The sequence below is a fragment of the Asticcacaulis sp. AC460 genome (genome assembly GCF_000495795.1).
In the GTDB taxonomy this organism is placed as follows: domain Bacteria; phylum Pseudomonadota; class Alphaproteobacteria; order Caulobacterales; family Caulobacteraceae; genus Asticcacaulis.
Genome location: NZ_AWGD01000008.1, coordinates 176,036 through 202,016 on the forward strand (window position 1 = coordinate 176,036; position 25,981 = coordinate 202,016).

Annotated in this window: 22 protein-coding genes and 2 tRNA genes; 20 read left to right on the forward strand and 4 right to left on the reverse strand. The window is 62.4% G+C overall.

Annotation, left to right across the window (positions count from 1 at the left end):
- Nucleotides 1-121 precede the first annotated feature (121 nt).
- From ABAC460_RS29330 to ABAC460_RS29355, 8 genes are all read left to right on the forward strand, one after another.
- Nucleotides 122-2,806 (forward strand): TonB-dependent receptor, encoded by a 2,685-nt coding sequence (locus ABAC460_RS29330; protein ID WP_023452169.1) that lies wholly within the window; start codon nt 122-124, stop codon nt 2,804-2,806.
- Between the two features lie 93 nt (nt 2,807-2,899).
- Nucleotides 2,900-4,255 (forward strand): replication-associated recombination protein A, encoded by a 1,356-nt coding sequence (locus ABAC460_RS29335; protein ID WP_023452170.1) that lies wholly within the window; start codon nt 2,900-2,902, stop codon nt 4,253-4,255.
- Nucleotides 4,255-4,752, forward strand: coding sequence for a DUF805 domain-containing protein (locus ABAC460_RS48095; RefSeq protein WP_023452171.1), 498 nt, complete (start codon nt 4,255-4,257; stop codon nt 4,750-4,752). Before ABAC460_RS29335 ends, ABAC460_RS48095 begins: the two co-directional genes overlap by 1 nt.
- 42 nt (nt 4,753-4,794) lie before the next feature.
- Nucleotides 4,795-5,286 (forward strand): DUF805 domain-containing protein, encoded by a 492-nt coding sequence (locus ABAC460_RS50340; protein ID WP_023452172.1) that lies wholly within the window; start codon nt 4,795-4,797, stop codon nt 5,284-5,286.
- A gap of 36 nt (nt 5,287-5,322) precedes the next feature.
- On the forward strand, nt 5,323-6,126 hold the full coding sequence (locus ABAC460_RS29340; RefSeq protein WP_031236412.1) for an RluA family pseudouridine synthase: 804 nt from the start codon (nt 5,323-5,325) through the stop codon (nt 6,124-6,126).
- Nucleotides 6,127-6,347: 221 nt separating this feature from the next.
- Complete coding sequence (locus ABAC460_RS29345; RefSeq protein ID WP_023452174.1) at nt 6,348-8,075, forward strand: TadE/TadG family type IV pilus assembly protein; 1,728 nt, start codon at nt 6,348-6,350, stop codon at nt 8,073-8,075.
- A gap of 372 nt (nt 8,076-8,447) precedes the next feature.
- Nucleotides 8,448-9,590, forward strand: coding sequence for a vWA domain-containing protein (locus ABAC460_RS29350; RefSeq protein WP_023452175.1), 1,143 nt, complete (start codon nt 8,448-8,450; stop codon nt 9,588-9,590).
- Between the two features lie 59 nt (nt 9,591-9,649).
- Nucleotides 9,650-10,057, forward strand: a complete 408-nt coding sequence (locus ABAC460_RS29355) for a DUF805 domain-containing protein (RefSeq protein ID WP_023452176.1) — start codon at nt 9,650-9,652, stop codon at nt 10,055-10,057.
- 98 nt (nt 10,058-10,155) lie between these two features.
- Here ABAC460_RS29355 and lipB read toward each other — a convergent pair whose 3' ends face one another.
- Nucleotides 10,156-10,842: a lipoyl(octanoyl) transferase LipB gene (lipB, locus tag ABAC460_RS29360; protein WP_023452177.1), complete on the reverse strand. Its 687-nt coding sequence runs from the start codon at nt 10,840-10,842 to the stop codon at nt 10,156-10,158.
- A gap of 246 nt (nt 10,843-11,088) precedes the next feature.
- Between lipB and ABAC460_RS29365 the strand changes: the two genes are divergently transcribed.
- The 4 genes from ABAC460_RS29365 (at nt 11,089) to ABAC460_RS48100 (ending at nt 15,722) form a co-directional block, all read left to right on the forward strand.
- Nucleotides 11,089-11,346 (forward strand): FliM/FliN family flagellar motor switch protein, encoded by a 258-nt coding sequence (locus ABAC460_RS29365; RefSeq protein ID WP_031236413.1) that lies wholly within the window; start codon nt 11,089-11,091, stop codon nt 11,344-11,346.
- A 182-nt stretch (nt 11,347-11,528) separates the two neighbouring features.
- A tRNA-Leu gene (locus ABAC460_RS29370) sits at nt 11,529-11,613 on the forward strand.
- Between the two features lie 124 nt (nt 11,614-11,737).
- Nucleotides 11,738-13,174: a magnesium transporter gene (gene mgtE / locus ABAC460_RS29375; protein WP_031236414.1), complete on the forward strand. Its 1,437-nt coding sequence runs from the start codon at nt 11,738-11,740 to the stop codon at nt 13,172-13,174.
- A gap of 136 nt (nt 13,175-13,310) precedes the next feature.
- Nucleotides 13,311-15,722 carry a glycoside hydrolase family protein gene (locus ABAC460_RS48100; protein ID WP_023452180.1) on the forward strand — a complete coding sequence of 804 codons (2,412 nt, stop codon included), beginning with the start codon at nt 13,311-13,313 and terminating at the stop codon, nt 15,720-15,722.
- On the opposite strand, the gene ABAC460_RS29390 is transcribed toward ABAC460_RS48100, so the two are convergent.
- Nucleotides 15,723-17,567: a patatin-like phospholipase family protein gene (locus ABAC460_RS29390; RefSeq protein ID WP_023452181.1), complete on the reverse strand. Its 1,845-nt coding sequence runs from the start codon at nt 17,565-17,567 to the stop codon at nt 15,723-15,725. It lies immediately after the preceding gene.
- 97 nt (nt 17,568-17,664) lie between these two features.
- Between ABAC460_RS29390 and ABAC460_RS29395 the strand changes: the two genes are divergently transcribed.
- From ABAC460_RS29395 to ABAC460_RS29405, 3 genes are read left to right on the forward strand one after another with little or no spacing between them, the layout of a single operon-like run.
- The gene (locus ABAC460_RS29395) at nt 17,665-18,069 is read left to right on the forward strand and encodes a DUF1489 family protein (protein WP_023452182.1); all 405 of its coding nucleotides are present in this window, start codon (nt 17,665-17,667) and stop codon (nt 18,067-18,069) included.
- Between the two features lie 57 nt (nt 18,070-18,126).
- The gene (locus ABAC460_RS50345; protein WP_023452183.1) at nt 18,127-18,507 is read left to right on the forward strand and encodes a DUF7662 domain-containing protein; all 381 of its coding nucleotides are present in this window, start codon (nt 18,127-18,129) and stop codon (nt 18,505-18,507) included.
- Nucleotides 18,500-18,916 (forward strand): type II toxin-antitoxin system VapC family toxin, encoded by a 417-nt coding sequence (locus ABAC460_RS29405; RefSeq protein WP_031236417.1) that lies wholly within the window; start codon nt 18,500-18,502, stop codon nt 18,914-18,916. Before ABAC460_RS50345 ends, ABAC460_RS29405 begins: the two co-directional genes overlap by 8 nt.
- Here ABAC460_RS29405 and panC read toward each other — a convergent pair.
- On the reverse strand, nt 18,913-19,767 hold the full coding sequence (panC, locus tag ABAC460_RS29410; RefSeq protein WP_023452185.1) for a pantoate--beta-alanine ligase: 855 nt from the start codon (nt 19,765-19,767) through the stop codon (nt 18,913-18,915). The two genes, ABAC460_RS29405 and panC, sit on opposite strands and share 4 nt — an antisense overlap.
- Nucleotides 19,768-19,869: 102 nt before the next feature.
- Between panC and ABAC460_RS29415 the strand changes: the two genes are divergently transcribed.
- The gene (locus ABAC460_RS29415) at nt 19,870-20,466 is read left to right on the forward strand and encodes an SPOR domain-containing protein (protein WP_023452186.1); all 597 of its coding nucleotides are present in this window, start codon (nt 19,870-19,872) and stop codon (nt 20,464-20,466) included.
- Here the strand turns inward: ABAC460_RS29415 and sfsA are convergent.
- Nucleotides 20,463-21,164, reverse strand: a complete 702-nt coding sequence (gene sfsA, locus ABAC460_RS29420) for a DNA/RNA nuclease SfsA (protein WP_031236418.1) — start codon at nt 21,162-21,164, stop codon at nt 20,463-20,465. The genes ABAC460_RS29415 and sfsA overlap by 4 nt on opposite strands.
- A gap of 23 nt (nt 21,165-21,187) precedes the next feature.
- Here sfsA and ABAC460_RS29425 point away from each other — a divergent pair, with 23 nt between their 5' ends.
- The 4 genes from ABAC460_RS29425 to ABAC460_RS29440 all read left to right on the forward strand — a co-directional run bounded on the left by ABAC460_RS29425 (nt 21,188) and on the right by ABAC460_RS29440 (nt 25,842).
- The gene (locus tag ABAC460_RS29425) at nt 21,188-21,970 is read left to right on the forward strand and encodes a competence/damage-inducible protein A (protein ID WP_023452189.1); all 783 of its coding nucleotides are present in this window, start codon (nt 21,188-21,190) and stop codon (nt 21,968-21,970) included.
- A gap of 10 nt (nt 21,971-21,980) precedes the next feature.
- Complete coding sequence (locus ABAC460_RS29430) at nt 21,981-23,447, forward strand: M20/M25/M40 family metallo-hydrolase (RefSeq protein ID WP_023452190.1); 1,467 nt, start codon at nt 21,981-21,983, stop codon at nt 23,445-23,447.
- A 63-nt stretch (nt 23,448-23,510) separates the two neighbouring features.
- Nucleotides 23,511-23,597, forward strand: a tRNA-Leu gene (locus tag ABAC460_RS29435).
- A 238-nt stretch (nt 23,598-23,835) separates the two neighbouring features.
- A complete protein-coding gene (locus tag ABAC460_RS29440) occupies nt 23,836-25,842 on the forward strand; it encodes an alpha/beta hydrolase family protein (RefSeq protein WP_023452191.1) in 2,007 nt (668 codons plus the stop codon).
- Nucleotides 25,843-25,981 lie beyond the last annotated feature (139 nt).

Sequence of the window (25,981 nt, forward strand, 5' to 3'; positions counted from 1 at the left end):
TTCGCGCCGCAACCAAGCCGTTTTGTCAAACTGTCACAGAGCGCCGGTAACGGCATCCCCATCGCGGCCTGAACGCCGCACCCGACGCGCATGGTGCGCGCTGGATCATGGGGATACCAATATGCTGTTTTCCAAGAAGAGCGCACTGCGCCTGGCGCTGATGGCCGGCGCTTCGTTTATTACCGTAGGTCAGGCCTATGCCCAGGACGCCCAGGTGGAAACTGGTGAGGAAGTGGTCGTGCGCGGCCGCCGTCCCATGGCGGAAAGCCAGGAAGCCGCCATGAAGGCGCAGAAGAATTCGGACTCGCTGGTCACCGTGCTGTCGGCCGACGCTATCGGCGACCTGCCCGACCAGAACCTGGCCCAGGCGGTTTCGCGCCTGCCCGGCATCGGCATCGAGCGCGACCAAGGTCAGGGCCGTTACGTCAACCTGCGCGGCGCCCCGCGCTACTGGACGACCCTGTCCTTCGACGGCCTGTCGGTCGTGTCGCCGGAAGGCCGCCAGACCCGCTTCGACAACATCCCGTCGGCCATCGCGTCGCAGGTGACGGTGCAGAAGGCCATCGTCGCCTCCATGCCGGGCGACACGGTCGCCGGCAATGTCGACATCCGCACGCGCCGCGCCTTTGACTACAAGGGCCAGAAGATCACCGGCAAGCTGGGCCTGGGCCATGTCGAGTTGGGTGACGGTCAGGAAATCGACGCGTCGCTGGTCTATTCCAACATCTTCCTGGACGGCAAGCTGGGCGTGGTCGCCCAGGCTTCGTACTACAGCCGCGAAATGGCGACGGAAAACTGGGAAACCGACCCTTACGTCACGCCGAAGGCCGTCGATACCTCCAAGCGCTTCGCCGTCGACACCAAGAACAAGCACTACCGCCTGACCCGCGAGAACACCTCGGCCTCGCTGCGCCTGGATTACAAGCTCAACGCCGACAACACGATCTTCGCCTCGACGATCTTTTCGGAATATCATGACGACGAGTTGCGCGACCAGTTCATCTTCAACCTGGACGGCCAGAGCACCAACGCCGCCGGCGTGGCCTATAACAGCGACGCCTATTTCACGGCCAACGATCCGAAGCATGGCACGGCCTATGGCGCCCGCCTGAATGCCCGCATCACCTACCGCGATAACTACGACACCATGTCGACCAATACCCTGGGCGGCGAGCACCACTTCGGCAACGGCCTGGATGCGTCGTGGCGCCTGAACTACACCTGGACCGAAAACCGTGGCGACAACCCGGCCGAAATCCGCTTCCGCAGCGGCAGCAACTTCGCGTCGCGTCCGACCGTCGACTATGATTTCCGCGACACCACCTCGAACTTCGTTCAGCTGTTCCGCACGACCGGCACGACCTCGGCTCGCGTCAAGGGCGACCGGGTGATGAATATCGAAGACTTCGCCATGCCGCTGAACCAGATCTCGATGTTCGAGGCGGCGGAAGAAACCAAGGCGTGGACCGGCAAGGTCGATTTCGATTATGCCACGCAACTGTTCGGCCGCGACACCAAGGTCGAGTTCGGCGGCCTGTATACGACCCGTGAAAAGGAAAACCGCGACTACGGCTTCAGCGGTTCGACTGCGAACAGCACCCTGACCTACAGCCAACTGGCCCAGGACGGCGACTATCTGGGTGAGCAGTATCTTGGCTACACCTTCCGTTATTCCAACAAGGAGAAGGTGCTGAACGCCATCGCGACGTCGCGCAACGGCGCTGCCCTGACCGAGACCCTGGCCAACTACTGGAAGGTCAGCGAAGACGTCTCCGCCGCCTACCTGATGGCGACGACGCAGTTCGATTGGGGTAATGTTGTCTACGGCGTCCGCGTCGAGGCGATCGGCAATACCGGCGAGGCCTATACCTTCGTTGGCTCGACCAATACCGGCCTGAAGCAGACCAAGTCCGACGACACCCTGGTCTACCCCAGCGTTCACCTGAACTGGAACCTGTCCGACCGCCTGAAGGCCCGCTTCGGCCTGACGACCTCGGCTTCGCGCGCCGATTTCGACGACCTGCGCCCGAACTTCACCATCAATGACGGCGAAACCTCGATCTCGGGCGGTAACCCCGACGCCAAGCCGGAAAAGCAGGTCGGCCTGGACGCCTATCTGGAATATTACGGCAGCCACGACACCTTCTTCTCGGCCGGCGTCTTCTACAAGGACATCAGCGACGTCCTGCTGTCGACCTCCAGCACCTATGGCAAGGACGATCTGGATGTCGCCGGTTTCGACCGCACCAACTATCGCTACAACACCGTCCGTAACGGCGGTGACGGCTATATCAAGGGGCTCGAACTGTTCGCTTCGACGACAGCCGAAACCCTGGTCGAAAGCAACGGCCTGCCTGAATGGCTCGGCGGCTTCGGCGTTCGCGCCTCCGCCACCTTCACCGAATCGGAACTGAACCTGCTGGCGGTCGGCACGTCGCCTGCCCGTACCGTCACCCTGTCCGGTACGTCGGACTCGGTTTACAACCTTCAGGCCATCTACGAAAAGTATGGCCTGACCGTCCGCCTGGCCGCCCAATACCGCACGCCGTGGCTCCAGGACGTCGGCGTCTATAAGGCGGTTGCCGGCACCATCGTTCCCGATGGCAATGGCGACATCTACTGGGACAAGGATCTGGAGGTCGACCTGTCGGTCCGTTACCAGATCAACGACAACTTCGAAATCTTCGCTGACGGTGTCAACCTGACCAATGACGGCGCCGCCCGCTTCGGCGACACCGACCAGTATCCGATCGAATACGAAAAGTTCGGCAAGCGGTTTATCGCGGGTGTCCGTTTCAACTTCTAAGATCAGACGACAGTTCGCGTAGCGAAGCGCCGCCGGTACCTCCGGCGGCGCTTTTTGCGTTGAAATCGGGGGTTTGGGTTCTATATGTGTTCCATGCCCGCCCCCAATGCAGATCTATTCGGCCATGTTGCGCCGACCGCCAAGTCCACGCTGCCGCAGGTGGATGACGCCGCCAAGCCTCTGGCCGACCGGCTGCGCCCCAGGGCCGTCGACGAGGTCGTCGGCCAGGATCACCTGCTGGGGCCCGATGGCGCCATTGCCAGGTTGATCGCGCGCGGCTTCCTGCCCAGCCTGATCCTGTGGGGCCCGCCCGGTGTCGGCAAGACCACCATCGCCCGGCTGCTGGCCGAGGCGGCCGGCTATGAGTTCCAGCAGATATCGGCCGTCTTTTCCGGTGTCGCCGACCTGAAGAAGGCCTTCGAACAGGCCCAGGCGCGGCACCAGATGGGACAGCGTACCGTGCTGTTCGTCGATGAAATCCACCGTTTCAACCGGGCCCAGCAGGACAGTTTCCTGCCCTATGTCGAGGCCGGCGTGGTGACCCTGATCGGCGCCACGACGGAAAACCCGTCGTTCGAACTGAACGGGGCCTTGTTGTCGCGCTGCCAGGTCTTCGTATTGAAACGCCTGGACGAGGCCGCCCTGGACCGGATCATCGCGAAGGCGCAGGATCATATCGGTCATAAACTGCCGTTGCAGCCCGAGGCGTACGACACGCTGAAACTGCTCAGTGACGGCGACGGCCGTTACATACTGAGCCTCATCGAAGCCCTGGATCATATGGGCTTCGAGGCGCCCTTGTCGTCGGAGGAACTTCTGGCGCAATTGCAGAAGCGCCGGCCCAATCACGACAAGGACCGCGAGGGTCACTACAACCTGATCAGCGCGTTGCACAAGTCGGTGCGGGGATCGGATCCGGATGCCGCCCTGTACTGGCTGGCGCGGATGCTCAACGGCGGGGACGATCCCCTGTTCATCGCCCGGCGGCTGATCCGCATGGCGTCGGAGGATATCGGCAATGCCGATCCGATGTCGTTACTGATGTGCCAGGCGGCGCGCGACACCTACGAGGTGCTGGGCTCGCCCGAAGGCGAACTGGCCCTGGCCCAGGCCGTGGTCCACATGGCTTCGGCGCCCAAGTCGAATTCGGTCTATACGGCTTTCAAAGCGGCGCAGAAACTGGCGCGGGAGACCGGCCACCTCGACCCGCCGGCGGTGATTCTCAACGCGCCAACCAAGCTGATGAAAGATATCGGTTACGGCGCCGGCTATATCTACGATCCGGATGATCCCGACGGTTTCTCCGGACAGAACTATTTCCCGGACGGGGTGGCGCGGCCGAAATTCTACGATCCGGTCGGCGATGGTCACGAAGCCAAGGTGAAACAGCGCCTGGAGTACTGGGCGCAACTGCGGGCCACCAAGCAGAGGGCGCGCGGGGACGTGTGATGCCGGAGGAGGTGGGGGCGCTCTTTTACCTGGAATATTTCCTCTATGTTGCGGGGCCGGTGATCGTGTTCGTCGGACTGGCCGCCGCGCTGGCTGCCGCGGCGGTTCTGGGCCGGCCGGAAGGTCGCAACCGTTTCGGCCGGGTGCCCCAGACCTTGCCGGTCCCCGATGCCTTCGTCACCATCTTCCGCAAGTTCGCCGATTTCCGCGGGCGGGGTGGGCGCTCGGAAATCTGGCCGTGGCTCCTGGCCACGCTGGCGGTTCAGTTGGTGATCGTCTTCCTGTTGCGCGACAATCTGTACGTGGCGGGCGCAGTCGCGGCGCTGCTCTGGATTCCGGGCGTCTCGGCCGGGGCGCGGCGGCTGCACGACCTCAACCTGTCGGCGTGGTGGCTGGCCGTGGCGCTGACCGGCGTCGGCCTGCTGGGCCTGGCCATGATCTGGTTGGTGCCGTCGCAAAAGCCTCATGAGGCTGATGTGTCGGACATGTTCGAGTAGGTCGCCGGTTTACTTTTCCGGTGCCGTAGATAGGTTGGTGGCATGTATTGGGCGGGCGGCAGCTATATTTACCTCTTTATGGCCGGGATTCTCGGTGCGCCGGTGATTATCGGCGTGCTGGCCCTGTGGCTGATCAAGCCTGGCACGGCCGGGCACTATGGACCCTTGCCGACGCGCAAGTCGATCGCCAGCGCCGTGCTGACCGTCTACCGCAAAACCTTCATGTGGAAGGGCAGGGCCAGCCGGTCGGAAATCTGGTGGTACCTGCTGTTCGTGTTTACGGTGCAGAGCACGGTCATCTTCCTGCTGGCCTTCCGCAATGGGACGATCGACAACAACATCAACCTGGCGCTCAACGCCCTGTGCCTGCCGACGGGCCTGGCGGTCGGGGCGCGGCGGCTGCACGATATCGGTCGCAGCGCCTGGTGGCTTCTGCTGGGGGCGACCGGCACGGGCTATCTGGTCCTGCTGGTCCTGTGGCAGCTGCCACCGGGAAAGGATATCGGCGTATCTCAGGCCGAGGTGTTCGACTGATTTGCTTTTCCGGCCCGCCGCCGCTATGGAGCGGCCATGGCGAAACACTCCCCGCAACATCTTAAAGCCATGGCCAGCCGCGGGCCGCGCCCGAAACAGGCGCCGAAGTTCATTCCGGCGTCCAAACTGCCGCGCAACCTGTCGCCGGAGGATATCGCCTGGGTGAAGTCCATGGTGATCTATGAAGACGCCGACATCATGGGGTTCAACAAGCCGTCCGGCCTGTCCAGCCAGGGCGGGCGCGGGGACGGGCACAATCTCGATGACATGATGTGGGCCTTCGCCAGGTCCAATGGCAAGCGTCCCAAGCTGGTGCACCGGCTGGACCGCGACACCTCCGGGATATTGCTGGTCGCCAAGACCCAGCCGGCTGTCTCCTTCCTGGGCAAGGCCATGATCCGGCGCGCCTTCGACAAGACCTACCTGGCCATCGTGTCCGGCGCGGAACTGCCGGACAGGTTTACGGTCGATGCACCGCTGCGCCGCGAGGAAGTCGGCCGCGAAGCCTGGTCGCGGGTGTGCGCGTCCGACCACCCCGATGCGCTGACGGCGCAAACGGCCTTCGAAGTGTTGAACCGCTGCGATGACGCTGCCCTGGTTCGATGCAGCCCCCATACCGGCCGCATGCATCAGATCCGCGTCCACCTGGCCCATCTGGGGGCGCCGATCGCCGGCGACGTCCGCTACGGCGGCACGCTCAGCCTGGGGGGCGCGGCTGTACCCCGCCTGATGCTGCATGCCCTGAACCTGACCTTTCCCCACCCCGCAGGCGGGAATAAGGCGCTGTCCGCTCCCGTGCCAGGGGATTTTGAGCAATTGCGTTCGTTAGCCGGTCTTTAACCCTAACGAATTGCGCGAATTCTTTACCATAGAGTTTGTGGTTTATTTTACGGTAGCAATACTATCTGGTAATGGTAAATCTATATTTATCCTAATATTTGGCTGAAATTTTTTAACCTCGTATTTTTCTATTTTCTTAAAGGTCGGATGATACCTTTTTATTCATTGCCGGACCAATTTCTCGGAGAAGGCCTGTCTTTCTAGCCCCAAGGCGCACGTCCATGACGAACCTCAGTCGTTATTTTCGTAAGTTTACCGCGGACATCCGCGGCAATGTAACCATGGTCGTCGCGTTTTCCGTCATCCCGATCGTCGCGGCGGTCGGGGGCGGGCTGGATTTCGCCAATATCCAGGCGGCGCGGGCCAAGCTTCAGGACGCGGTCGATGCCGGCGCCATATCGGCGACGATCGACCCGACGGCGACTCCGACCCAGGCCACGCGTGAAGCGGCGGCCAAGAAGGCGTTCTGCGGTAACATCAAGGAAAGTACGGGCCTGCAGAACAGTTTCTGCAACGCCAAGGTCATTCCCACCCTGGGGACGGCGACGGCGACCCTTAGTACGGCGACCAGCAATAATGTCATGACCGTGAGTTATTCGGCCACCGCCCATGTGCCGACCTACCTGCTGGGCCTGGTCGGGATCGACACGGTCGATATCGACGCCGTTGCCAAGTCGGGTGTCAGCACCAGTACGGCCGAGGTCGCTTTCGTCCTGGACAATACCGGCTCGATGTCGTCGAACAACAAGATGACCTACCTGAAGTCCAGCCTGGATGCCGTGCTGGCTTCGATGCTCGATTCGACAGGCAAGAACTACGCCAAGACCAAGGTCGCCCTGGTGCCGTTCGACACCCAGGTGTCGCTGAGCAATGTCGCGGGCATGACCAACTATACCGGCAGCTTCCAGACGGTGAACCCGACCTACAGCTGTTCGAACTATACCGCGGGGCAGTGCCAGGTCATCTATGAAAACGTGTCGTCGATGTGCGGAAGCAATGCGACCTGCCAGTCGAACAACCGCAACTACACCCGCAGCTGGACGTCGAACGGCAGCACCTATTTCGGCGTGTTCTCGACGTCCTACTACACGTCGAGCCACACCTACCGGTACTACAACAACACCTACTACTACACCTATATCGCCTGGCGTCAGGTCGTCTACAAGGTCAGTGGCTCGACCCTGACGCTGAACAGCACGAACAGCGGTGGCGACGACTACACCTATAACGGCTATTACAACGAACCCAACAACTACACCCGCTACTATGGTGCGGTGACCTACAGCACGCCTTCGGCCGGCGGCTACAGCTCGGGCTCGACCACGGTCATCAAGGACAACACCACCATCACCAGCAATGACGACCTGCTGGGGGTGAGCACCACGACCTGGACCGGCTGCGTCATCGACCGTACCCAGTCCTATGACGTCACCGCCGACGCACCGGTGTCCAGCAATGCCAGCACGCTGTATCCAGCCGCCAAGTGCGCCACCAACTCGCTGCTGCCCATCATGCCCCTGACCCTGGACATCGCCGCGGCCCGGATCTACGCCGCCAAGATGACCCCCGCCGGCAATACCAATGTCACCATCGGCGTGCAGTGGGGCATGGAGGTCCTGTCGCCGACCGCGCCCTTTACCGAAGGCGGCAGCTTCACCGACGGGTCCGCCCAGAAGTACATGATCGTCCTGACCGACGGGATCAACACCCAGAACCGGTGGACCACCAACAACGCCCAGATCAACGCCCGCCTGGCCCTGGCCTGCACCAATGCCAAGAACCTGAAGATCACCGTCTTCACGGTCCGGCTGGAGCAGGGCGACTCGAGCACGCTGCAGGCCTGCGCCTCGCAACCGGCCTACTACTACAACCTGAGCACGGCTGATCAGCTTCCGGCCACCATGGCCAAGATCATGAAGTCGATCCGCAAGGTCCGCCTGACTCAGTAGTCGCTCAGACGCCGCGAGGCTCGCCGCATCAGCGGCGGCGGGCCCCAGAGCGGTTATCGGGCCCTTGCCAGGCTGCGATATTGCAGCCTGGAGTAATTTCAAAGTTCCTCCGGCGAAGACTCACCGAAACTGCCGACCTGACGCCCCCGCAAGGGGGCGTTTTTTTGCGCCTTTGAAGCGTGTGGTTAACAAGTTCCTAATTTTCGGTACGCGGCTTGCAACCCCAGGATGGAGTGTCCCGCTTTCGGACACAGGCCCCTTTTGCATCCGAGGTTCATCACCGTGACGATCCTGGCACGCCCTACACATGTTTTCGCAGGCTTCCTTCGCCGCCTGGGCGAGGGCTGTCGTGACCAAGGCGGAAACGTCATCATGATTTTCGCCCTCAGCGTCTTTGTCATTTTCGGCTTCGTCGGGGCCGCGATCGACTTTTCCCGGGTCGATTCCGCCCGCCGCAAGCTTCAGGACGCCGCCGATTCCGCGGTGCTGCGCGCCATGGCGCTGAAGTCGGCCTCGGACGAGTCCCGTGGCGCCGCCGCCGACAAGGCCTTTGCCGATAACTTCGCCCGCGCCGGCGTTTATGACATCAACGGCGACCTTAAGCGTGAGGTCAGCGACAACGTCATCAGCCAGACCTATACGGTTCACGCCACGGTCACCTCCTACTTCGGCGCCTTCTTCGGCAAGGACAGCTACCCGGTCACCGTCGTGTCCCAGGCCAAGACCTCGCTGGATGTGTTCGAAATTGCCTTCGTGCTGGATACCACCGGCTCCATGGCCGAGGCCAGCAAGATGCCGAACCTGAAGTCGTCCGTCGACAGCGCCATGGCCGGCCTGCTGGAGAATGGCAAGAACGTATCGGGCAGCAAGATCGCCGTCGTGCCGTTCAACACCCAGGTCCGGCTCAGCAATGCCACCGTGACCACCATGGCGAGCCAGGGCTTGTCGACGGGCTTCGGTAGTTGCGCTGTTGACCGCGCCCAGCCCTCGGACGTTTCGGCCGTTGCGGCTCAGAAAGGCAAGGCCGTGACCCTTTATCCGCTCGGCAATTGCGATGAAAGCAGCCTGCGTCCCGTCCAGGGACTGAGCGACAATATCGCTGCGTCGCGCAGCTTCATCCAGACCCTGCAGCCCGGCGGCTACACCAACATCACCATGGGTGTGCAGTGGGGCATGGAAGTCCTGTCGCCGAACCAACCGTTTACCGGCGCCACCGAGTTTGGCAGCGGCAAGGCGCGCAAGTTCATGATCGTGGTCACGGACGGCGACAACACCAAGAACTTCTGGAGCTGGAGCGCCAGCGAGATCGACAAGCGCACGGCCCTGGCCTGCGCTGACGCCAAGGCGCGCGGCATCACCGTCTATACGGTCAAGATCATCGAGGGCAATTCCAACATGCTGCGCAAGTGCGCCAGCGCGCCGGAATACTTCTATGACCTGACCAACGCCAATCAGCTGAACGCCACCATGGCAGGCATCTTCAAGTCCATTAATAAGACTCGCCTTTCGATGTAGTATTCTGGTGGTCGTCCCCTCCTGTTTGTTATAAGAAGCGGCGACCAACGGAGTCTCTCATGAACCCCAAGACCGACTGGGCCGAACTGTTCTTCTCCGCCACCGGGCGTATCGGGCAGGTGCCGTTCACCGTCGCCGCGGCCCTGCTGCTGGTCGGCGTTGCGGTCTATCAGTCCGCCTTTCATGGCCCGATCGAGTTCGTCGCCGGGATCGTCGTCTATTCCGCCGTGGTCTTCATGGGGACCTGCGTGCTGGCCAAGCGGTTGCATGACCGCGGCCGCTCCGGCTGGTGGGCGGCGGTGATTCTGCTGGCGGTGGTCATGGTCTGGCCGGCGCCCTACGGTTTTTTCGATTTCCTGGCCGGACTGGTGGTGCTGTGGGCAGCCGTCGACCTGTGCATCATGCCGGGGGAACGCGGTGACAACCGCTACGGCAAGACCCTGTTCCGGACAAAAGCCGCGATTTAGAGCGCATCCCGAAAAGTGTGACGCACTTTTCGGATTAAGATGCGCGTTAAAACAGAAACTTAGAGCGCCGATTCGATTCTTCCGGATCGAAACGCGGTCTAAGCGGCGTCAACGGGGCCGAACAGCTTTTCGAAGCTGGTTTTCAGGGCGTAGTCGACCTCGTCCATCGTCACCGGAAGGCCCAGGTCCAGCAGGCTGGTGACGCCGTGCTCGCGGATGCCGCACGGCACGATGCCGCCGAAATGCGACAGGTCGGGTTCGACGTTCAGGCTGATGCCGTGGAAGCTGACCCAGCGTCTCAGTTTGATACCCAGCGCCGCGATCTTATCCTCGGTCAGGGGATAACCCTTATCCTTGCGCTCCACCCAGACACCAACCCGGCCGTCGCGGATATGGCCTTCGACATTGAACTGCCACAGGGTGTCGATGATCCATTGCTCCAGGGCTTGGACGAAGCGGCGGACATCTTTCTGCCGGCGGTTCAGGTCCAGCATGACATAGGCCACGCGCTGGCCCGGGCCGTGATAGGTATATTGGCCGCCACGACCGGTCGGATAGACCGGAAAGGCACCGGGCGCGATCAGGTCGTCGGGTTTGGCCGATACGCCGGCGGTGTAGAGCGGCGGATGTTCGACCAGCCACACCATCTCGGGCGCTTCCCCGGCCTGGATGGCGGCGACACGGGCTTCCATGAAGGCGACGGCGTCCGGATAGTCGACAGGCGAGGGGGCAACCACCCACTGTGGGGCTGGCCCGTCGATTTGGCTGTGGAAACCGTGTTTCATTAACCTGTCATCAAGCATGAAACCTCATTGAGAGACTGTTTGCAAATGTGTCCAGCTGGCCTGCAAAGGTCCGTTTTCTGCGCTTCCGGTGCTCACGTACTTGAGTACGCTCCGCTCCGGTTCTCGAAACCAGCCCTTTTCGGCTCAGCCGTACAAATTTTCAAAACAGTCTCTGAGTTATAAAGTTTTAAGAGGCAAGGCCCTAATGTAGGTCCTCAGCCGGTTTAAGGTAAGGGTAGGGGTCGCGTGACGACATCTCAGGTGGGATCGGTTCCCGTCGAAATCTCGGTGCTTCTGGGCCGTTCGGTCCTGCCGATGCAGCAGTTGCTGCGCATGGGCCGCGGCGCCGTGATTCCGCTGGACGCGCGCGAGCACGACGAGGTGTGGATCCTGGCCAACAATCACCCGGTGGCGCGCGGCGAAATCCAGATTTTCGAAGAAAAAATCTCGATCGTCGTCACCAAGGCCGCGAACGTCTACGACTTCATGGCGATTGGGTCTTAATAGAGCTCAAACGCCGGACTAGGCGCCCCCCATGGCTCCTCGCATAAGCGGCGGCGGCCAAAGAACTTTTTCGGTGCCCTCGCCAAGCTGCATGCAGCTTGGAGGAAATTCCGCAACGGGTTCAATTAAAGACTTCACAAAGCCGCAAACTGTTGCTATCTGCCCGCCTCTCCGGATGGTGTGCGGTCGTGGCGGAATTGGTAGACGCGCAGCGTTGAGGTCGCTGTATCGCAAGATGTGGAAGTTCGAGTCTTCTCGACCGCACCAATCCGGAAAATCTTCATTATAACGGGATACGCTATCGCGCACTGAAAAGGGGGACTGGGCCATGAGCCAGACATCGGATACCCCGCAGAAGCCCGAAGCCCCAAAGCTTTCCCCCGATGACGTCATGACGGCGCCCGACGCCATCCTGACCACCCCCGAAGACATCGAAGACTTCGCGCTCAAGGACGACTACGCCCTTAATCCGCAATATATCAGCCTGGTTATCGACGCCGCCGACCGCGGCGACGGCATGCGCCTGCGCGAACTGCTGGATGCCCTTCACCCGGCCGACATCGCCGACCTGCTGGGGTTCCTGTCGGAAGACTACCGCGAGGAGGTCATCCCGTGGATCCCCGCCGACGCCCTGGCCGAGGTTCTGCCGGAGCTGGATGACGACATCCGCGACGAAGTCATCGACACCCTGCACACGGCGGACCTGGCCGAGGTGCTGCAGGAGCTCGATTCGGATGACGCGGCCGCCGTCTTCGAGGACCTGGAGGAGGACCAGCAGAAGGCCGTCCTGGCCGCCATGCCGCAGGCCGAGCGCGAGGCCATGGCCACGGCGCTCGCCTACGAGGAGGAAACCGCCGGCCGCCTGATGCAGCGCGAGGTCATGGCGGCGCCCAGCTTCTGGAATGTCGGCCACACCCTGGACCATATGCGCGAAGCCGGCGACGACCTGCCGGAGCTGTTCTTCGACATCTATGTCATCGACCCGTCGCACAAGCCGATCGGCGCCATTCCGGTATCGGTGCTGATGCGGTCCAAGCGCGAGGTCACCCTGGCCGCGCTGATGGAGCCGATCACCGAGATCGCCGTCAACCAGGACCAGGAAGAGGTCGCCTATATTTTCGAGAAGTACCACCTGATTTCGGCGCCGGTGGTCGATACCTCGGGCCGCCTGGTGGGCCAGATCACGGTCGACGACATCGTCAACATCATCCAGGAAGAACACCGCGAAGACATGCTGGCCCTGGGCGGCGTGTCCGACGACGAGGGCCGCGACGCCTCGACCGCCGATATGCTGAAGTCGCGCCTGCCGTGGCTGGCGGTCAACATGCTGACCGCCTTCTGTTCGACCTGGGTCATCGCCGCCTTTCAGGAGCAGATCCTGAAGCTGGTCATCCTGGCCACGCTGATGCCGATCGTCGCCTCGATCGGCGGCAATTCCGGCACCCAGGCCCTGACCGTCAATGTCCGCGCCCTGGCGGCGCGCGAACTGACGGTCGCCAACGCCTGGCGCACCCTGTGGCGTGAGGTCCGGGTGGCGTGGATCAATGGGGCGACCCTGGGCTTCGTCCTGTCGATCATCGCCACGCTTTTAATGTGGAACACCCAGATTCAGAAGGACTGGAACGGGGCGCTGGCCATGGGGGGCGTCATGTGGGGCGCTGTCGTCATCAATTTTACCGCGGCCGCTCTGGCCGGCACGCTGATGCCGCTGGGCTTGTCGAAAATGGGGCGCGACCCGGCTGTCGCTTCGCCGATTTTTGTGACCATGGTGACAGATACCGTCGGTTTCTTCAGTTTTCTTGGCCTTGCCGCGGTCATACTCCTGTAAAATAACGAGAAGACACTTGTCAGTGTTAAACGGTCTGTGGTTTGCTACGACGGGGCGTAAGAGGCGCAAAACGTCTTGTTTTGGGTCAGAGGTGGGTTAGTTTCACCCGCCGCAGGCTAGGTTAGGGTCAATTGGGATGAGAGCGCGTCAAAAGGTCTCCCGCGCCGGGGTCGAGCTGATCAAGAGTTTCGAAGGGTTGCGGTCGACCGCTGCCCGGTTGCCGGATGGCCGCTGGACTCTGGGTTATGGACATACCTTTTCCGCCCGGGAGGGGGCAAGGGTCACACAGGAAGACGCCGATGCCCTCCTGCGCTTCGACCTGCTGCCGATCGTCGATGCCCTCAACAACCTGGTCCTGGTACCCCTGAACCAGAACCAGTTCGACGCCCTGGTGTCGTTCTGCTTCAATATCGGCGTCGAGAATTTCGCTCAGTCGACCGTGCTGAAGCGGATCAACGAAGGCCGCATGACCGAGGCCGCTCTGGCCATGGACGCCTGGCGTTCGGCTGAATTCAACGGCCAGACCTATGTCCTGGCGCCGCTGATCCGCCGCCGCGCGGCCGAAAAGAACCTCTTCCTGACGCCGGACGAAACCTCCGGCAATGCGCCGACCCTGCTGGTCCGTCCCGTCGAGGACGCGGGCGGTACGCCCGTCCACCAGCCGTCGGAACTGAATTCGCCTGATCGCGGCGGTATCCTGTCGACCTTCCCCGTTGGCGTCCAGCAGACAACCGAGCCGTCGACCACGCCGGCATCGGCCCTGCCGCCGGAAATGCTGTCGCCCTACGCCCGGCCGGCGCCGGCGACCTTCGGCCATACGCCCGTGGCGTCCCAACCCGTCGCCCAACCTGTAGAACGCATCGTCGAAGCCCTGCCGGAAGGTCTGGTCGCTGCCAGCGCCATGCGTGAGACACCGGTCGTCGAAGACGCGCCGCTGGCACCCTTTGCTGGTGAAGAGACTGAACCGCAGATGAGTCCGGCCGTTGCTGCCGCCATTGCCCGGGCCCAGGAAGAACAGCGCCTGCGTGACGAAGCGCAGCAGGAAATCCAGCGTCAGGCGGCCGCCCTGGCGGCTGCGCGTGCTGCCGAAGAGGCCCGTATCCTGGAGCAGCAGCGTCTTGAGGCTGCCCGTCAGGAGCAGGAGCGTCAGGAGGCCGAGCGCGCCGCTGTCGCGGCCGAGGCTGCCCGTCTCGAACAAGCTCGTCTTGAGCAGGCCCGTCTTGAGCAGACCCGTCTTGAACAAGAAAACCTGGTTGCGGCCGAGGCCGCACGCCTGGAGCAACTTCGTCTCGAGGAAGAGCGCCAGGAACGCGACCGTATGATCGCGGCCGAGACCCTGCGCCGCGAACAGGAACGTCTGGAGTTTGAACGTGGCGCTGCGGCAGCTGCCGAGGCTGCCCGTCTGGAACAGGAACGGCTGGAACGCGACCGTCTGGCGTCCGAAGCCGCCCGCGTCGAGCAGGAGCGCTCTGAGCGCGAAGCGCGTGAACGTGAAGCCAGGGAGCGTGAGGCCAGAGAGCGCGAAGCCCGTGAACGCGAAGCCCGTGAACAGGCCGAACGCGAGAAGGCGGCTGCGGCTGCCCCCGTGCCGCCCAGTGACCAAGAAGCCGAAAAGATCCGCAAGGCCGAAGCCGCCGCGGCCCTGATGCGCCTGTATTCGCCCTATGGCGGCGGCGCCCTGGGACGTCCCCTGGCCGCGCCGGCACCCGGCCCGCGTCCGGCACCGGCTCCAGCTCCGGTCGTGGCCCCGCAACCCGCACCGGCCCCTGTGGCGGAAGAATTCACCAACCACAGCCTGATTGCGCCGCAACAGGCGTCGTCGGCCCCGATCGAATTGTCCAGCCGCCGTGAGCCGGCGCCGGAGCCTGAAGAGATCGAGGAAGAGTCCGAAATCCAGGGCTTTGCACCGTTCAAGCCGGTGGTGTCGCCGTCGGCCATGCCGGCGCCGGTGATCACCGCGCTGAATCCTTATGCCCGGCCGATCACGAAACCCGAGCCCGTTCAGGCAGAGCCTGTGAAGGCGACGCCCGAGGTCGTGGAGGTTCCGCGTCCGCGTGCCGTCGATCTGTCGGCTATGCCTGCACCTGAGGCTTTTAAGCCGGAGCCGGCCAGGCCGGCGCAATCAGCCCACTGGCGCGAGCAACTTCAACGGCCGCTGCCGGACGGCTATCGCGGACCGGAAGTGGTCCAGCCGGAAACCCAGGGCAGCCTGCTGAGCGCCAACCCGGCGTTCGATGACGACAGCGGTGCCTGGACGATGGATGGCGACCGTATCGCCCTTTCCGCCGAAGACATGCACGAGGAAACCGCGACCTTCGGCAAGATGCTGATGCGCACGATGAAATGGATCTTCATTTCCGTGCTCGGCCTGGGTTGCCTGGGCGTCGGGGCGGCCGCCTGGTTCAAGTATCAGGATCCGACCGTAGTGCGCGCCGGCATGGCGGGTGATTTCCGCAACCTGTCGATCATTGCTGCGGCCCTGGGTATCTTCTTCGTGTCGGTCTCGGTGTGGCTGATCATGAAGCGCCTGGGCGGCCTTAAGGATTGATCATCCGAACAGGCCGAAGCGCGTGCCCTGTTTCTGCGGCGGTTGTGACGCCATCTCGACATAGCTGTCATCCGGCGTGAAGGCCGGGATGTTGGGATGCACGCTCACCCCCTTCTTGCGCAGGGTCGTGACCGGCGAATCCAGCTGGGCCAGCGTCGCCACCGTCGTCTGGTAGCCGTTTTCCACCGCCAGGTCATAGGCCTTCCAGTCGCGGATCTCGACGCCGGCCGGTTCCGGAATGATCAGCAGGTCGGTCGCGGCGCGCGACTGGGCCAGGTCGGCGGCCGTGGTAATCGTCGCCGAGCGCATCATGACCGACACGATCGGCGGACCGCGCCGCCAGTCGCCGCGGGCGAACCATCCGGCCAGGTTTTTCGGTACGCTCAACGCCTTTGGGTCGACGCCGCGTGCCCGTGTTACGTCGACGCCGATCACCGTCCCCAGGTGGGTGTTGCGCATCATGGTCGCCGGGAACGAGCGCATCACGGCGCCATCGACCAGAACCTCGCCGTCCTCGATCACCGGCGGCATGACGCCGGGCAGGGAAATCGAGGCGCGCAGGGCCTGACGCAGCAGGCCCGTCTTGTGAACCTTCAGCGTGCCAGTGGTCAGGTTGGACGACAGGCAGAAATAGGGCAGGGGCATGTCCTCGATCTGGATGTCTGCGAAATGTTTCTCCAGCCGTTCGTCCACCTTGCGGCCGCCGGTCATGGCCAGGAAGGGGAAGGTGATGTCGTCCAGCGGTGACGAATCGACGAAGGCGTCGCGGATGCGCCGTTCGATCTCGGCATCGTCCCATTGCATGGCCAGGGTTGCCGCCAGGATGGCGCCCATGGATGAGCCGCAGACGAAATCGATCGGGATATGGGCTTCGCGCAGAGCCTGGATGGCGCCGATCTGAGAAAAGGCGCGGGCGCCGCCGCCGGAAAAGACGATGCCGACGCTGTGGCCGGCGATGATCCGCGCCAGCCGGCCCAGATCGTGGATGTCGTCGTGATAGATGTGGAACCAGCGCGTCGGCCGGACCTGATCCAGCCAGGCGCGGGTGCGGCCATGGGCATGGTGGGCCTTGGCCTGGTCGGACGGATACATCAGCACCAGGTCGGGGGCGCGGTGCAGCAGTGAGCGTTCGCCCTCGACCTCGATAGCGTCGGGGCGTTCGCGGGCGTCGGCCATCAGGAAGACGTGGTCGACCTGGCGCGAGCTGAGCAGCCGCCAGTGGCTTTCGTGGCGTTCGGCCACGTGCAGGACATAGTCGTTTTCGGTTTCGATATTGGAAAAGGCGTCGGGCGAGGTGCCGTGGAAGGTCTTGTCGAGCACGGCGACCCGGTAGCCCAGGGCGCGGATCTGGGTGGCGACCCGTTCGACCATGGGAAGGATCGGCTGATCGCAGATGGCGTAGAAGGCAAAGACATTTGGCGTCACCGCCGGAATGTCGCGGCGGACCCGCTCGATGACCTTGCGCGACAGGGCCAGCAGCAGATCCGGGCGTGAATCGACGAAGGTGAGGAAGGCTTCGCGCGGCATGGCCAGAAGGTCGGAATCACGCAGGGCCATGACGGTGAAGCCATGGGCGGTGCCCGCCAGAAGCGACATTTCGCCGACCGGTTCACCCGGTTTGATGATGCCGATCAGGCTGAGTTCGTCATGGTCTTCGTCGTGGCGGAAGACGCCGAGCCGGCCGGAGCGCAGCAGATAGATGTGGTCGGACTCGTCGCCCGTGCTGAACAGCCGCGATCCTCCAGGCAGGGAGATCAGGCTGGCGCTTTCGCCCTGGACCGTGCCGAAAAGGCTCTCCAGCGCCTGCTGCAGCGAGGGCCGTGGATGGTTGTCGTCTTTCGCCATACGCCTGGACACCTGATACGCGTTTCCGTCTTTATTTTGCTACAGGATTGCGCCTAAGAACTTAAGGTCTGTTTACCAGGTTTTCCATACGGGCGTGATGAGTGACATTCACATTATGAAGCTGGCGGTCGGCGCCGACAGCCTCGAAGATATTTTGCGCTGGGAACAGGAACGCGGTTTTGCCGAGGTGTCCTATATCCATACCCGCCACCGCCCGACGCGGTGGGAGGAGCTGATCAACGGCGGTTCGCTGTATTGGGTGGTCAAGGGCGTGATCCTGTGCCGGCGCGAGATCGTTTCGTTCGACTATGTCGAGGCCGACGATCATTGGCTGGTCGGCCTGAAGTCGAAGAACATCCTCACCGAAGCCCAGCCACGGCGGCCGTTCCAGGGCTGGCGCTACCTCAAGCCGGCGGATGCCCCCAAGGACCTGCCGGTGGGGGATGAGGTCGGGATGACGCCGGAACTGGCCCGCGCGCTGAAAGAGGCCGGGGTGTGGTAAGATAAACAGTGTTTATTTGTGTATTTTTGTGTTAATTTGTGGCGTGGGAGTTGCGCCATGTCCAAGTATGATCCTTTGGAAGATTATCTGAAGCAATCCGATGACGAGCAAATCGCCATGGGTTTTTCGGAAATAGAAACCGTGCTGGGCTTCAATCTGCCGCCCAGTTCGCGCAAACAACGGGCGTGGTGGAGCAACAATCCCACGAACAATGTCATGACGCAGGCCTGGCTGGATGCCGGTTTCGAGACGGCTGCGGTGGATATTCCCGCGGAGAGACTGATGTTTAAACGCATACGCCAGGCCGCAGCCGTGACATCCAGTGCGCCCAGGCGCAGTCCCCTATTTGGGGCGCTGAAAGGGATGATGACCATTCCGCCGGATCTTGACCTGACCCTGCCGGCTGACCCGGACTGGGGTAAGGCGGTCCATGACTAGGCCGATCTTGCTGGATACCTGCGCCGCCATCTGGCTTATGGCGGATGAAGCCCTGTCTGCCACCGCCGTTGACGCGATCGATCAGGCCAGCGACATGCGTCAAGCCATCTATGTCTCGCCGTTCACAGCCTGGGAGGTCGGGCTGCTGGTGGCGCGCGGACGCCTGCCGCTGGCGGTCACACCGTTAACCTGGTTCAACGCCCTGACGTCACAGGACCTGGTTGAGCTGGCCGATCTGACGCCCGAGATTTTGATAGCCTCGTCCAGCCTGCCCGGCACGCCGCCGAACGATCCGGCCGACCGCATCATCATCGCCACCGCGCGGCAACAGGGGATGATGGTGATGACGCGTGACCGGTTGATCCTGGGCTATGCCGACGCCGGACATGTCGGCGCGATCGCCTGTTAGACCGCGATGTTGTCGATCAGACGCGTCTTGCCCAGCCATAGAGCTGCCAGCAGTCGGCGAGGCTTTCCGGCGCGGACCTCGCCCAGGGTTTCGGCATCGCGCAGGGCAATATAGTCGATCTGGCCGAATCCAGCCGCCGTCAGGTCCGCTTTCGCTGTGGCGATGGCCACTTCGGCGTCACCACCGGCCAGCACGACGGACCGGATAGCCTCCAGAGCGGCGTGCAGCTTCGGCGCCGCGGCGCGTTGCTCCGGCGACAGGTAGGCATTGCGCGACGACAGCGCCAGGCCGTCGGCCTCGCGCATGGTCGGATAGCCAACGATGTCGATGCCCAGGTCGAAGTCGCGGACCATGGCGCGGACGACCGCCAACTGCTGGAAATCCTTTTCGCCGAACACCGCCAGGTCGGGCCGGACCTGGTTGAACAGCTTCATGACCACCGTGGCGACGCCGGAAAAGAACTGCGGCCGGAAATCGGTCTCCAGGCCCAGGGCCGGGCCCTTCATCTCGATACGGCTGACGAAACCCTGCGGGTACAGCACGTCCACGGTCGGCAGGTAGACCAGGTCGCAGCCGACGCTTTGCAGCAGGGCGATATCGCCAGCTTCGTTGCGCGGATAGCGGTCCAAGTCCTCGGTCGGGGCAAATTGCAGCGGATTGACGAAGATCGACACCACCACCTTGTCGGCGCGGGTTTTGGCATGGCGGACCAGGGCCAGGTGGCCTTCATGCAGTGCGCCCATGGTCGGCACGAAGGCGATCCTGGCGCCGTCCTCGCGGAAGCCGGCGACGGCGGATTGCAGGCTGGCCACGGTCGTGACGCGGGTGAGGGGGAAAGCTGTATCGGGCATGGCGCACGTCCGGTATTAACCATAGCTCCTAACCGTATTTTAGACGGCCTTGGGCATAGTCGGCTTATGACCCAGACAGCCCCCCTCCGTAAAGTCGTATTTTTGTGCGCTGCACTGACCGCCCTGGGTGGCCTGACGGCGTGTGACAATGTCAATCTCAGCGAGAGCTTCGCCAGGATCAAGGCGGCCGACGTCGATGCCGGCAAGGGTGAACCGGCGGCGGATCCGAAAAAGCTGAACCGCAAGGATATCGACCTCGCTGTCGGCACAGCACGGGATCTGGCCTTTAGCGTCGACAAGACCGTAAAGGACCAGGGTCAGCAGAAGCTGGAGATTGCGGTCGTGGATCCGCTGGACCTGCCCAACAACCAGCCGGCGGATGGCCCCGCGCCGGTGGTGGAAACGACTCCTGTGGTGGCCGAAGCGCCGGCGCCGGTATTGCGGCAGGAAACTTCGGCCGGCCGTTCGGTCCAGGTCGGATCGTTCGGCTCGATGGCGGCGGCGAAGGATGCCTGGCTGACCTTGCAGGCGAAATATCCCGGCGTTGAGCGCTACAGCCCGACCTACCAGTCGGTGACCACCGCTGCCGGCAAATCCATGGTCCGGCTGAAGGTAGGTCCGGTGACGACCCAGGCCCAGGCAGCCGCCTTGTGCGGTCAGTTGGGTGTGCGCGATGCCTGGTGCGCCAAGGCGTCTTAAAGGACCTTAAGGGCCTGGTGGAAACGCAGGCCTCGCGGTGAAAATTCCCACGAAATGGACATGAACTCGACGCCGGCGGCGCGGGCCAGGTCGTAGGCCCTGCCGAAGCCGGGATCACAGTCGCGGGCTATGTCGAAGGTCGTGACGTCGTGGCGCTGGACGCAGAAGACGACCACCGCGCGGTAACCTTCGTGGACCATGTCGATCAGTTCCAGCAGATGCTTGGCGCCGCGTTCGGTCACGCAGTCGGGAAACTCGGCGTGGCCGGGCGTGCGCGACAGGTGGACGTTCTTGATTTCGATATAGGCGTCCGGTCGGGCAGGGTGGCCGGTCGCCAGCAAATCGATGCGCGAATTGCGACCGTATTTTACTTCCGGTTTTATAGAAGTGTAGCCAGTCAGCTCCGGAATGAGGTCCGCGTCGATGGCTTTCGCGATCAGCCGGTTGGGCCATTGCGTATTGACCCCGACCCAGCAACCGCGTTCCTTCAGCGCCTCCAGCCGGTACTGTAATGTCTTCTTCGGATCGCCGATATGGGTGACCAGGGCCTCGGTTCCGGGTTCCAGCAGGCCCAGCATCTTGCCCGGGTTCGGACAATGTGCTGTAACCGTTTCACCTGTATCCAGTTCGATATCGGCGAAGAATCGCTTGTATCGCGCCTGCAATCGGCCTTTGATAAGGTTCTGAAAGCCTATCAGATGATCCACCGGAAGTCCCTGCCATGAGCGCCAATCCCACAGCCGCCATCCTGATTATCGGCGATGAGATCCTGTCCGGCCGTACCATCGACACCAATGTCAATACAATCGCCAAATTCCTGACGGCACTGGGCATCGACCTGATGGAGGTGCGGATGATCCATGACGATGAGTCGCAGATCGTCTCCGCCGTCAATGCCATCCGCGATGCCTACGACTATGTCTTCTCCACCGGCGGGATCGGGCCGACCCATGACGACATCACCGCCGACTGCATGGCAAAGGCCTTCGGTGTCCAGATCAGCGAACATCCGGCGGCTTTGAGGTTGCTAGTCGACCGGGCGGCCAAGATGGGCTGGGAGCTGAACGAGAACAGCCGCCGCATGGCGCGCATCCCGCACGGCGCCGAGTTGATCCAGAACCCCGTATCGGCGGCGCCGGGCTTCCAACTCGGCAATGTCTTCGTCATGGCCGGGGTGCCCAAGATCATGACGGCCATGCTGGAGGATGTCGCGCCGCGGCTGCAGACCGGCCGCAAGGTGCTGTCGCGCACCATAAAGCTGTCCTATGTCGGTGAAAGCTGGGCGGCCGATGTCCTGCGCGACATCGACAGCCGTTATCCCGGCCTGTCGTTGGGCAGCTATCCCTACGGTCTGTTGCCGGGAGAATTCGGCACCCATCTGGTGGTGCGTGGCCAGGACGAGGACAGCCTGGATGCTGCCACAACCGAGTTGATCGCCCGTCTAGAACCCATTGTCGCCGAGACGCAACGCCGCCAGCCGCTGGCCGCGCTCGAAGAAGTTTAGGAGCCTCACAATGAAGTCGATCCATTTCGCTGCTGTCCTGGCGGCCGGTATGGCCGTTGCCACAGCACCGGCCGTCTACGCCAAGCCGAAGAAGGCCACGGCCGTAGCGGCGCCGGTCGCCCTGGCGCCGGCCGACCAGGCGGTGGTTTTGCGCGACGCCGCACTGAAGGACAACAACGCCTATGAGTTCGTGGCGGCATTGACCACGCGTTTCGGCGCCCGGCCGGCGGGCTCGGCTTCGGAAAAGGCCGCCGCTGATTGGTCGGTCGAACAACTGAAAGCCATGGGCTTCGACAATGTCCGTGTCGAGACCTTCCCGCTGGAGATCTGGCAACGCGGCGAGGAGAAGCTGGAAATCGTCGGTCCCTTCCCGCAGAATCTGGTCGCCACGGCGCTGGGCGGTTCGGGCACGACGCCGCCGGGCGGTGTCGAGGCCGAGGCCGTGCTGTTCGAAACCTATCAGCAGTTCAGCGCCTCCACCGTCGACCTGAAGGGCAAGATCGTCGTGATTCTGCAGCCGACGGTCGCCACCCAGACCGGGGTCGGCTACGGCGCCAATTCGGGCTCGATCCGACGCCAGGGACCGGAAATCGCCCGCCAGCGCGGCGCCGTCGGCTATGTCATGCGCTCGCTGGGCACGCATGATCACCGCTTCCCGCATACGGGCGGAACGCGCTTCCTGGGCGCCGACGGCGTGCCGGCCATGGCGATTTCCCCCCCTGACGCGGAACAACTGGAACGTATCCTGAAGCTGCAAAAGGAAGGTCAGGCCGGCCCGATCCGGCTGAAGATGCTGTCGACGCCGAAATTCCTCGGCACCGGCCAGTCACAGAATGTCATCGCCGAAATCACTGGCGCCAAGCGGCCGCAGGAGATCATCACCATCGGCGGCCACCTCGACAGCTGGGATCTGGGCACAGGCGCCATCGACGACGGGGCAGGGGTGGCCATCACCATGGCGGCCGCAAAGACGATCCTCGATTCGAAAGTCCGGCCCGACCGCACGATTCGCGTAGTCTTCTGGGGCTCGGAAGAGGTCTCGCAGCCTGGCGATAAGGGTTTAAGCGGCGCCAACGCCTACGCCGCGGCCTACAAGGCGGAGTTCCCCAACCACATCATCGCGGCGGAGTCGGACTTCGGCGCCGATGTCGTCTATGCCCTGAGCCTGCCCGCAAGCGACTCGCCCGAGTTTACGAAACAGGTCGGCAATGTGCTGTATCCGCTGGGCATCTATGTCGACGGCGCGGTTTCGACCGGTGGCGGTCCGGACACATCGCCGCTGTTCAGCGCCGGCGTGCCGGTGATGGACCTGCAGCAGAACGGCATGGACTATTTCGACACCCACCACACGCCGGACGACGTGCTGGACCGGATCGATCCGGCCAAGGTCGATCAGAATGTGGCGGCCTGGGCGGCGACGCTCTGGTTGATCGCCTCGACCGAGGTGAAGTTCAAGGGCGTCGCGCCGAAGCCGTAATAAGGCTTTGACGGCGGGCGACAATTGCGGCAGAACGCCTGTCCCGTTCTGCCGGAACCTGCTGCGGCCGTGGCGAAATTGGTAGACGCAACGGACTTAAAATCCGTCAGGAGCAATCCTATGCCGGTTCGACCCCGGCCGGCCGCACCAATTCGGCGGAGCCGAATTGGTTTTTGGGTTTTGCACTCAGAAGCTTCGCTTCTCGGCGTCCCATCGGACGCTGTTACGTCGTTTTCTCTTGCCTTTACGTTTTCCGTGCCGGTTTGGGCTAATTGGGATGGCCCTGAATTACAAATGTGTAACAAAGCAGTTGTGATCGAGCGGGCGGCTTGACGCCCCTCGGGGAAGGCGTTTCAGATGCGACGAAATTGAGACACGGAGTATGTCCATGGCGCGCTCGCTTAAAGCCTTCGTCAAATCCGTCGCCGTCGCGGCGCTCCTGGCCGGGACCGCGGCGCAGGCCTGGGCCGCCTATTCTCCCCCGGCCAAGCCGCTGGCGATCCAGGATATCTCCCGCTACGAAGCCCTGACAGATGTAAGCCTGTCACCTGACGGCAAGCATATCGTCGGGCTTGTCGCGGTCGAAGGTGAAAAGTGGCCAGTAATATCGATCTGGGACGCGGAAGACCTGAGCAAGCGGCCGATCTGGATCCCGTCCAAGACCAGTCGCATCCAACAGGTGGGTTTTTTCACCTCCGACAAGATATTCTTTGTCATGCGTCAGCCGATTACCGGCTACGATGGCAAGCCGGCCTTCGTAGACAAGCTGTATTCGACGGATCTTGAAGGGAAGAAGATCGAAGAGCCTTTCCGCGTTACGGGCACGCTGAATAAGGATCTTCAGGACGCGGCCGAACGCGGTTTCTCACCAGATGTCTTCAACAACCACCTGTATGATGAAAACAAGGTGCTGATGGAGACGGTCGACCCGACCTCATACGTCCAGAAGATTTTCGAACTCGATACCAGGACCGGCAAGACACGGACGGTAGCCTTGGGCAGCGAAGAGTTCAACTTCCTGGCGGCCGGTGTCGACCTGAAGACCGGCGAACCGATGATCAAGGCTAAGGTCGACACGGTTGGGGGGGAGTTCTGGTACCAGGTTTACATCAAGGATGCCGCGGGCCAGTGGATTTATCACGAGCCTCTCAGCTACAAGGTCAAGGAACGGCGCGATGCAACGATCCTCGGCTACGACACCGACCCGACCAAGCTGATTGTGTCCTCAAACATCAGCACCGACAAGGCAGCGATCTACAGCTATGATATCGCCGCAAAGGCGTTTTCGCAGGAGCCATTGTTCGCCAACGCCAAATACGACCTGCCCAATGTCATTTTCCGGTATCACCGTGCCGAACAGACGACGACGGTCGAAGGTGTTGTGGTTGGCGGCCCCGTTCCCATGGCGATCCGGACTGACGACAAATGGCCTGCCGTCCAGAAGTCGATCGAGGCGGCCTTCCCCGGCCGGTATGTCAGTCTTCAGATCAACAGTCATTCGCGCGAAACGGCGCTGGTGACCGTTCACGGCGCCGACTTTGTTCCGCAATATTTTCTGTACAAGGATGCCAAGCTCCAAGCCTTGGGGGGGGAGCGTCCGTGGATTGATCCAGCAACCTTGGGCAAGGCCGAGTTTGTTACCTACAAGGCGCGTGACGGCCTGGATATTCCGGCAATCGTTACCCTGCCGCCCGGCTGGACGCCGGACCAGGGACCTGTGCCATTGATCGTGCTGCCGCATGGCGGGCCGTGGGCGCGTGACGTCATGACCTGGGACGGCAGCGGCTGGACGCAGTTCTTCGCGACCCGTGGCATTGCCGTCATCCAGCCGCAATATCGGGGCTCCCAGGGGTGGGGCCAGAAACTGTGGCTGGCGGGGGACAAGGAGTGGGGGCAGAAGATGTCGGATGACAATGACGACGCCGCTGCCTACATGGCGTCGCGCGGCATCGCCGACACAAGACGCATGGCGATCATGGGCTATTCTTATGGCGGTTTCGCCGCCATTGCGGCTTCGGTGCGGCCCAACAGCCCCTATAGATGCGCCATTGCCGGCGCCGGCGTCGCCAGCCTGCAGCGCCTGGGCAACCTGTGGGGCGACAATCACCTGGCTCGTGAGATTCAGGGGCATACCGTTGATGGCATGGATCCGATGAAAAACATCGCCAAGGCCAATATTCCCATCATGCTATATCATGGCGATCATGATCGTCAGGCCGATACCGAGCATTCGCGCATGTTCTATGCCGCGATGAAAGGGGCGGGCAAGGACGTTGAATATCACGAAATCAAGGGTATGTGGCACCAACTTCCCTGGACCACGGCATGGCACGATGAAAGCCTGAAACTAATCGAAGACTACCTGAAAAGTCCAAAATGCGGCTTGATCAGCTGATTCCAACTCTGATCACATAGTTGCAACGGAGACTCGATAATTGTGAAACCAATCTCTTTATTATTAAATTTGCGTAATGTTCGACGGAATATTCACGCTGATTTAACCGCTTTCATCGATTACTGCGACAAATTCATCA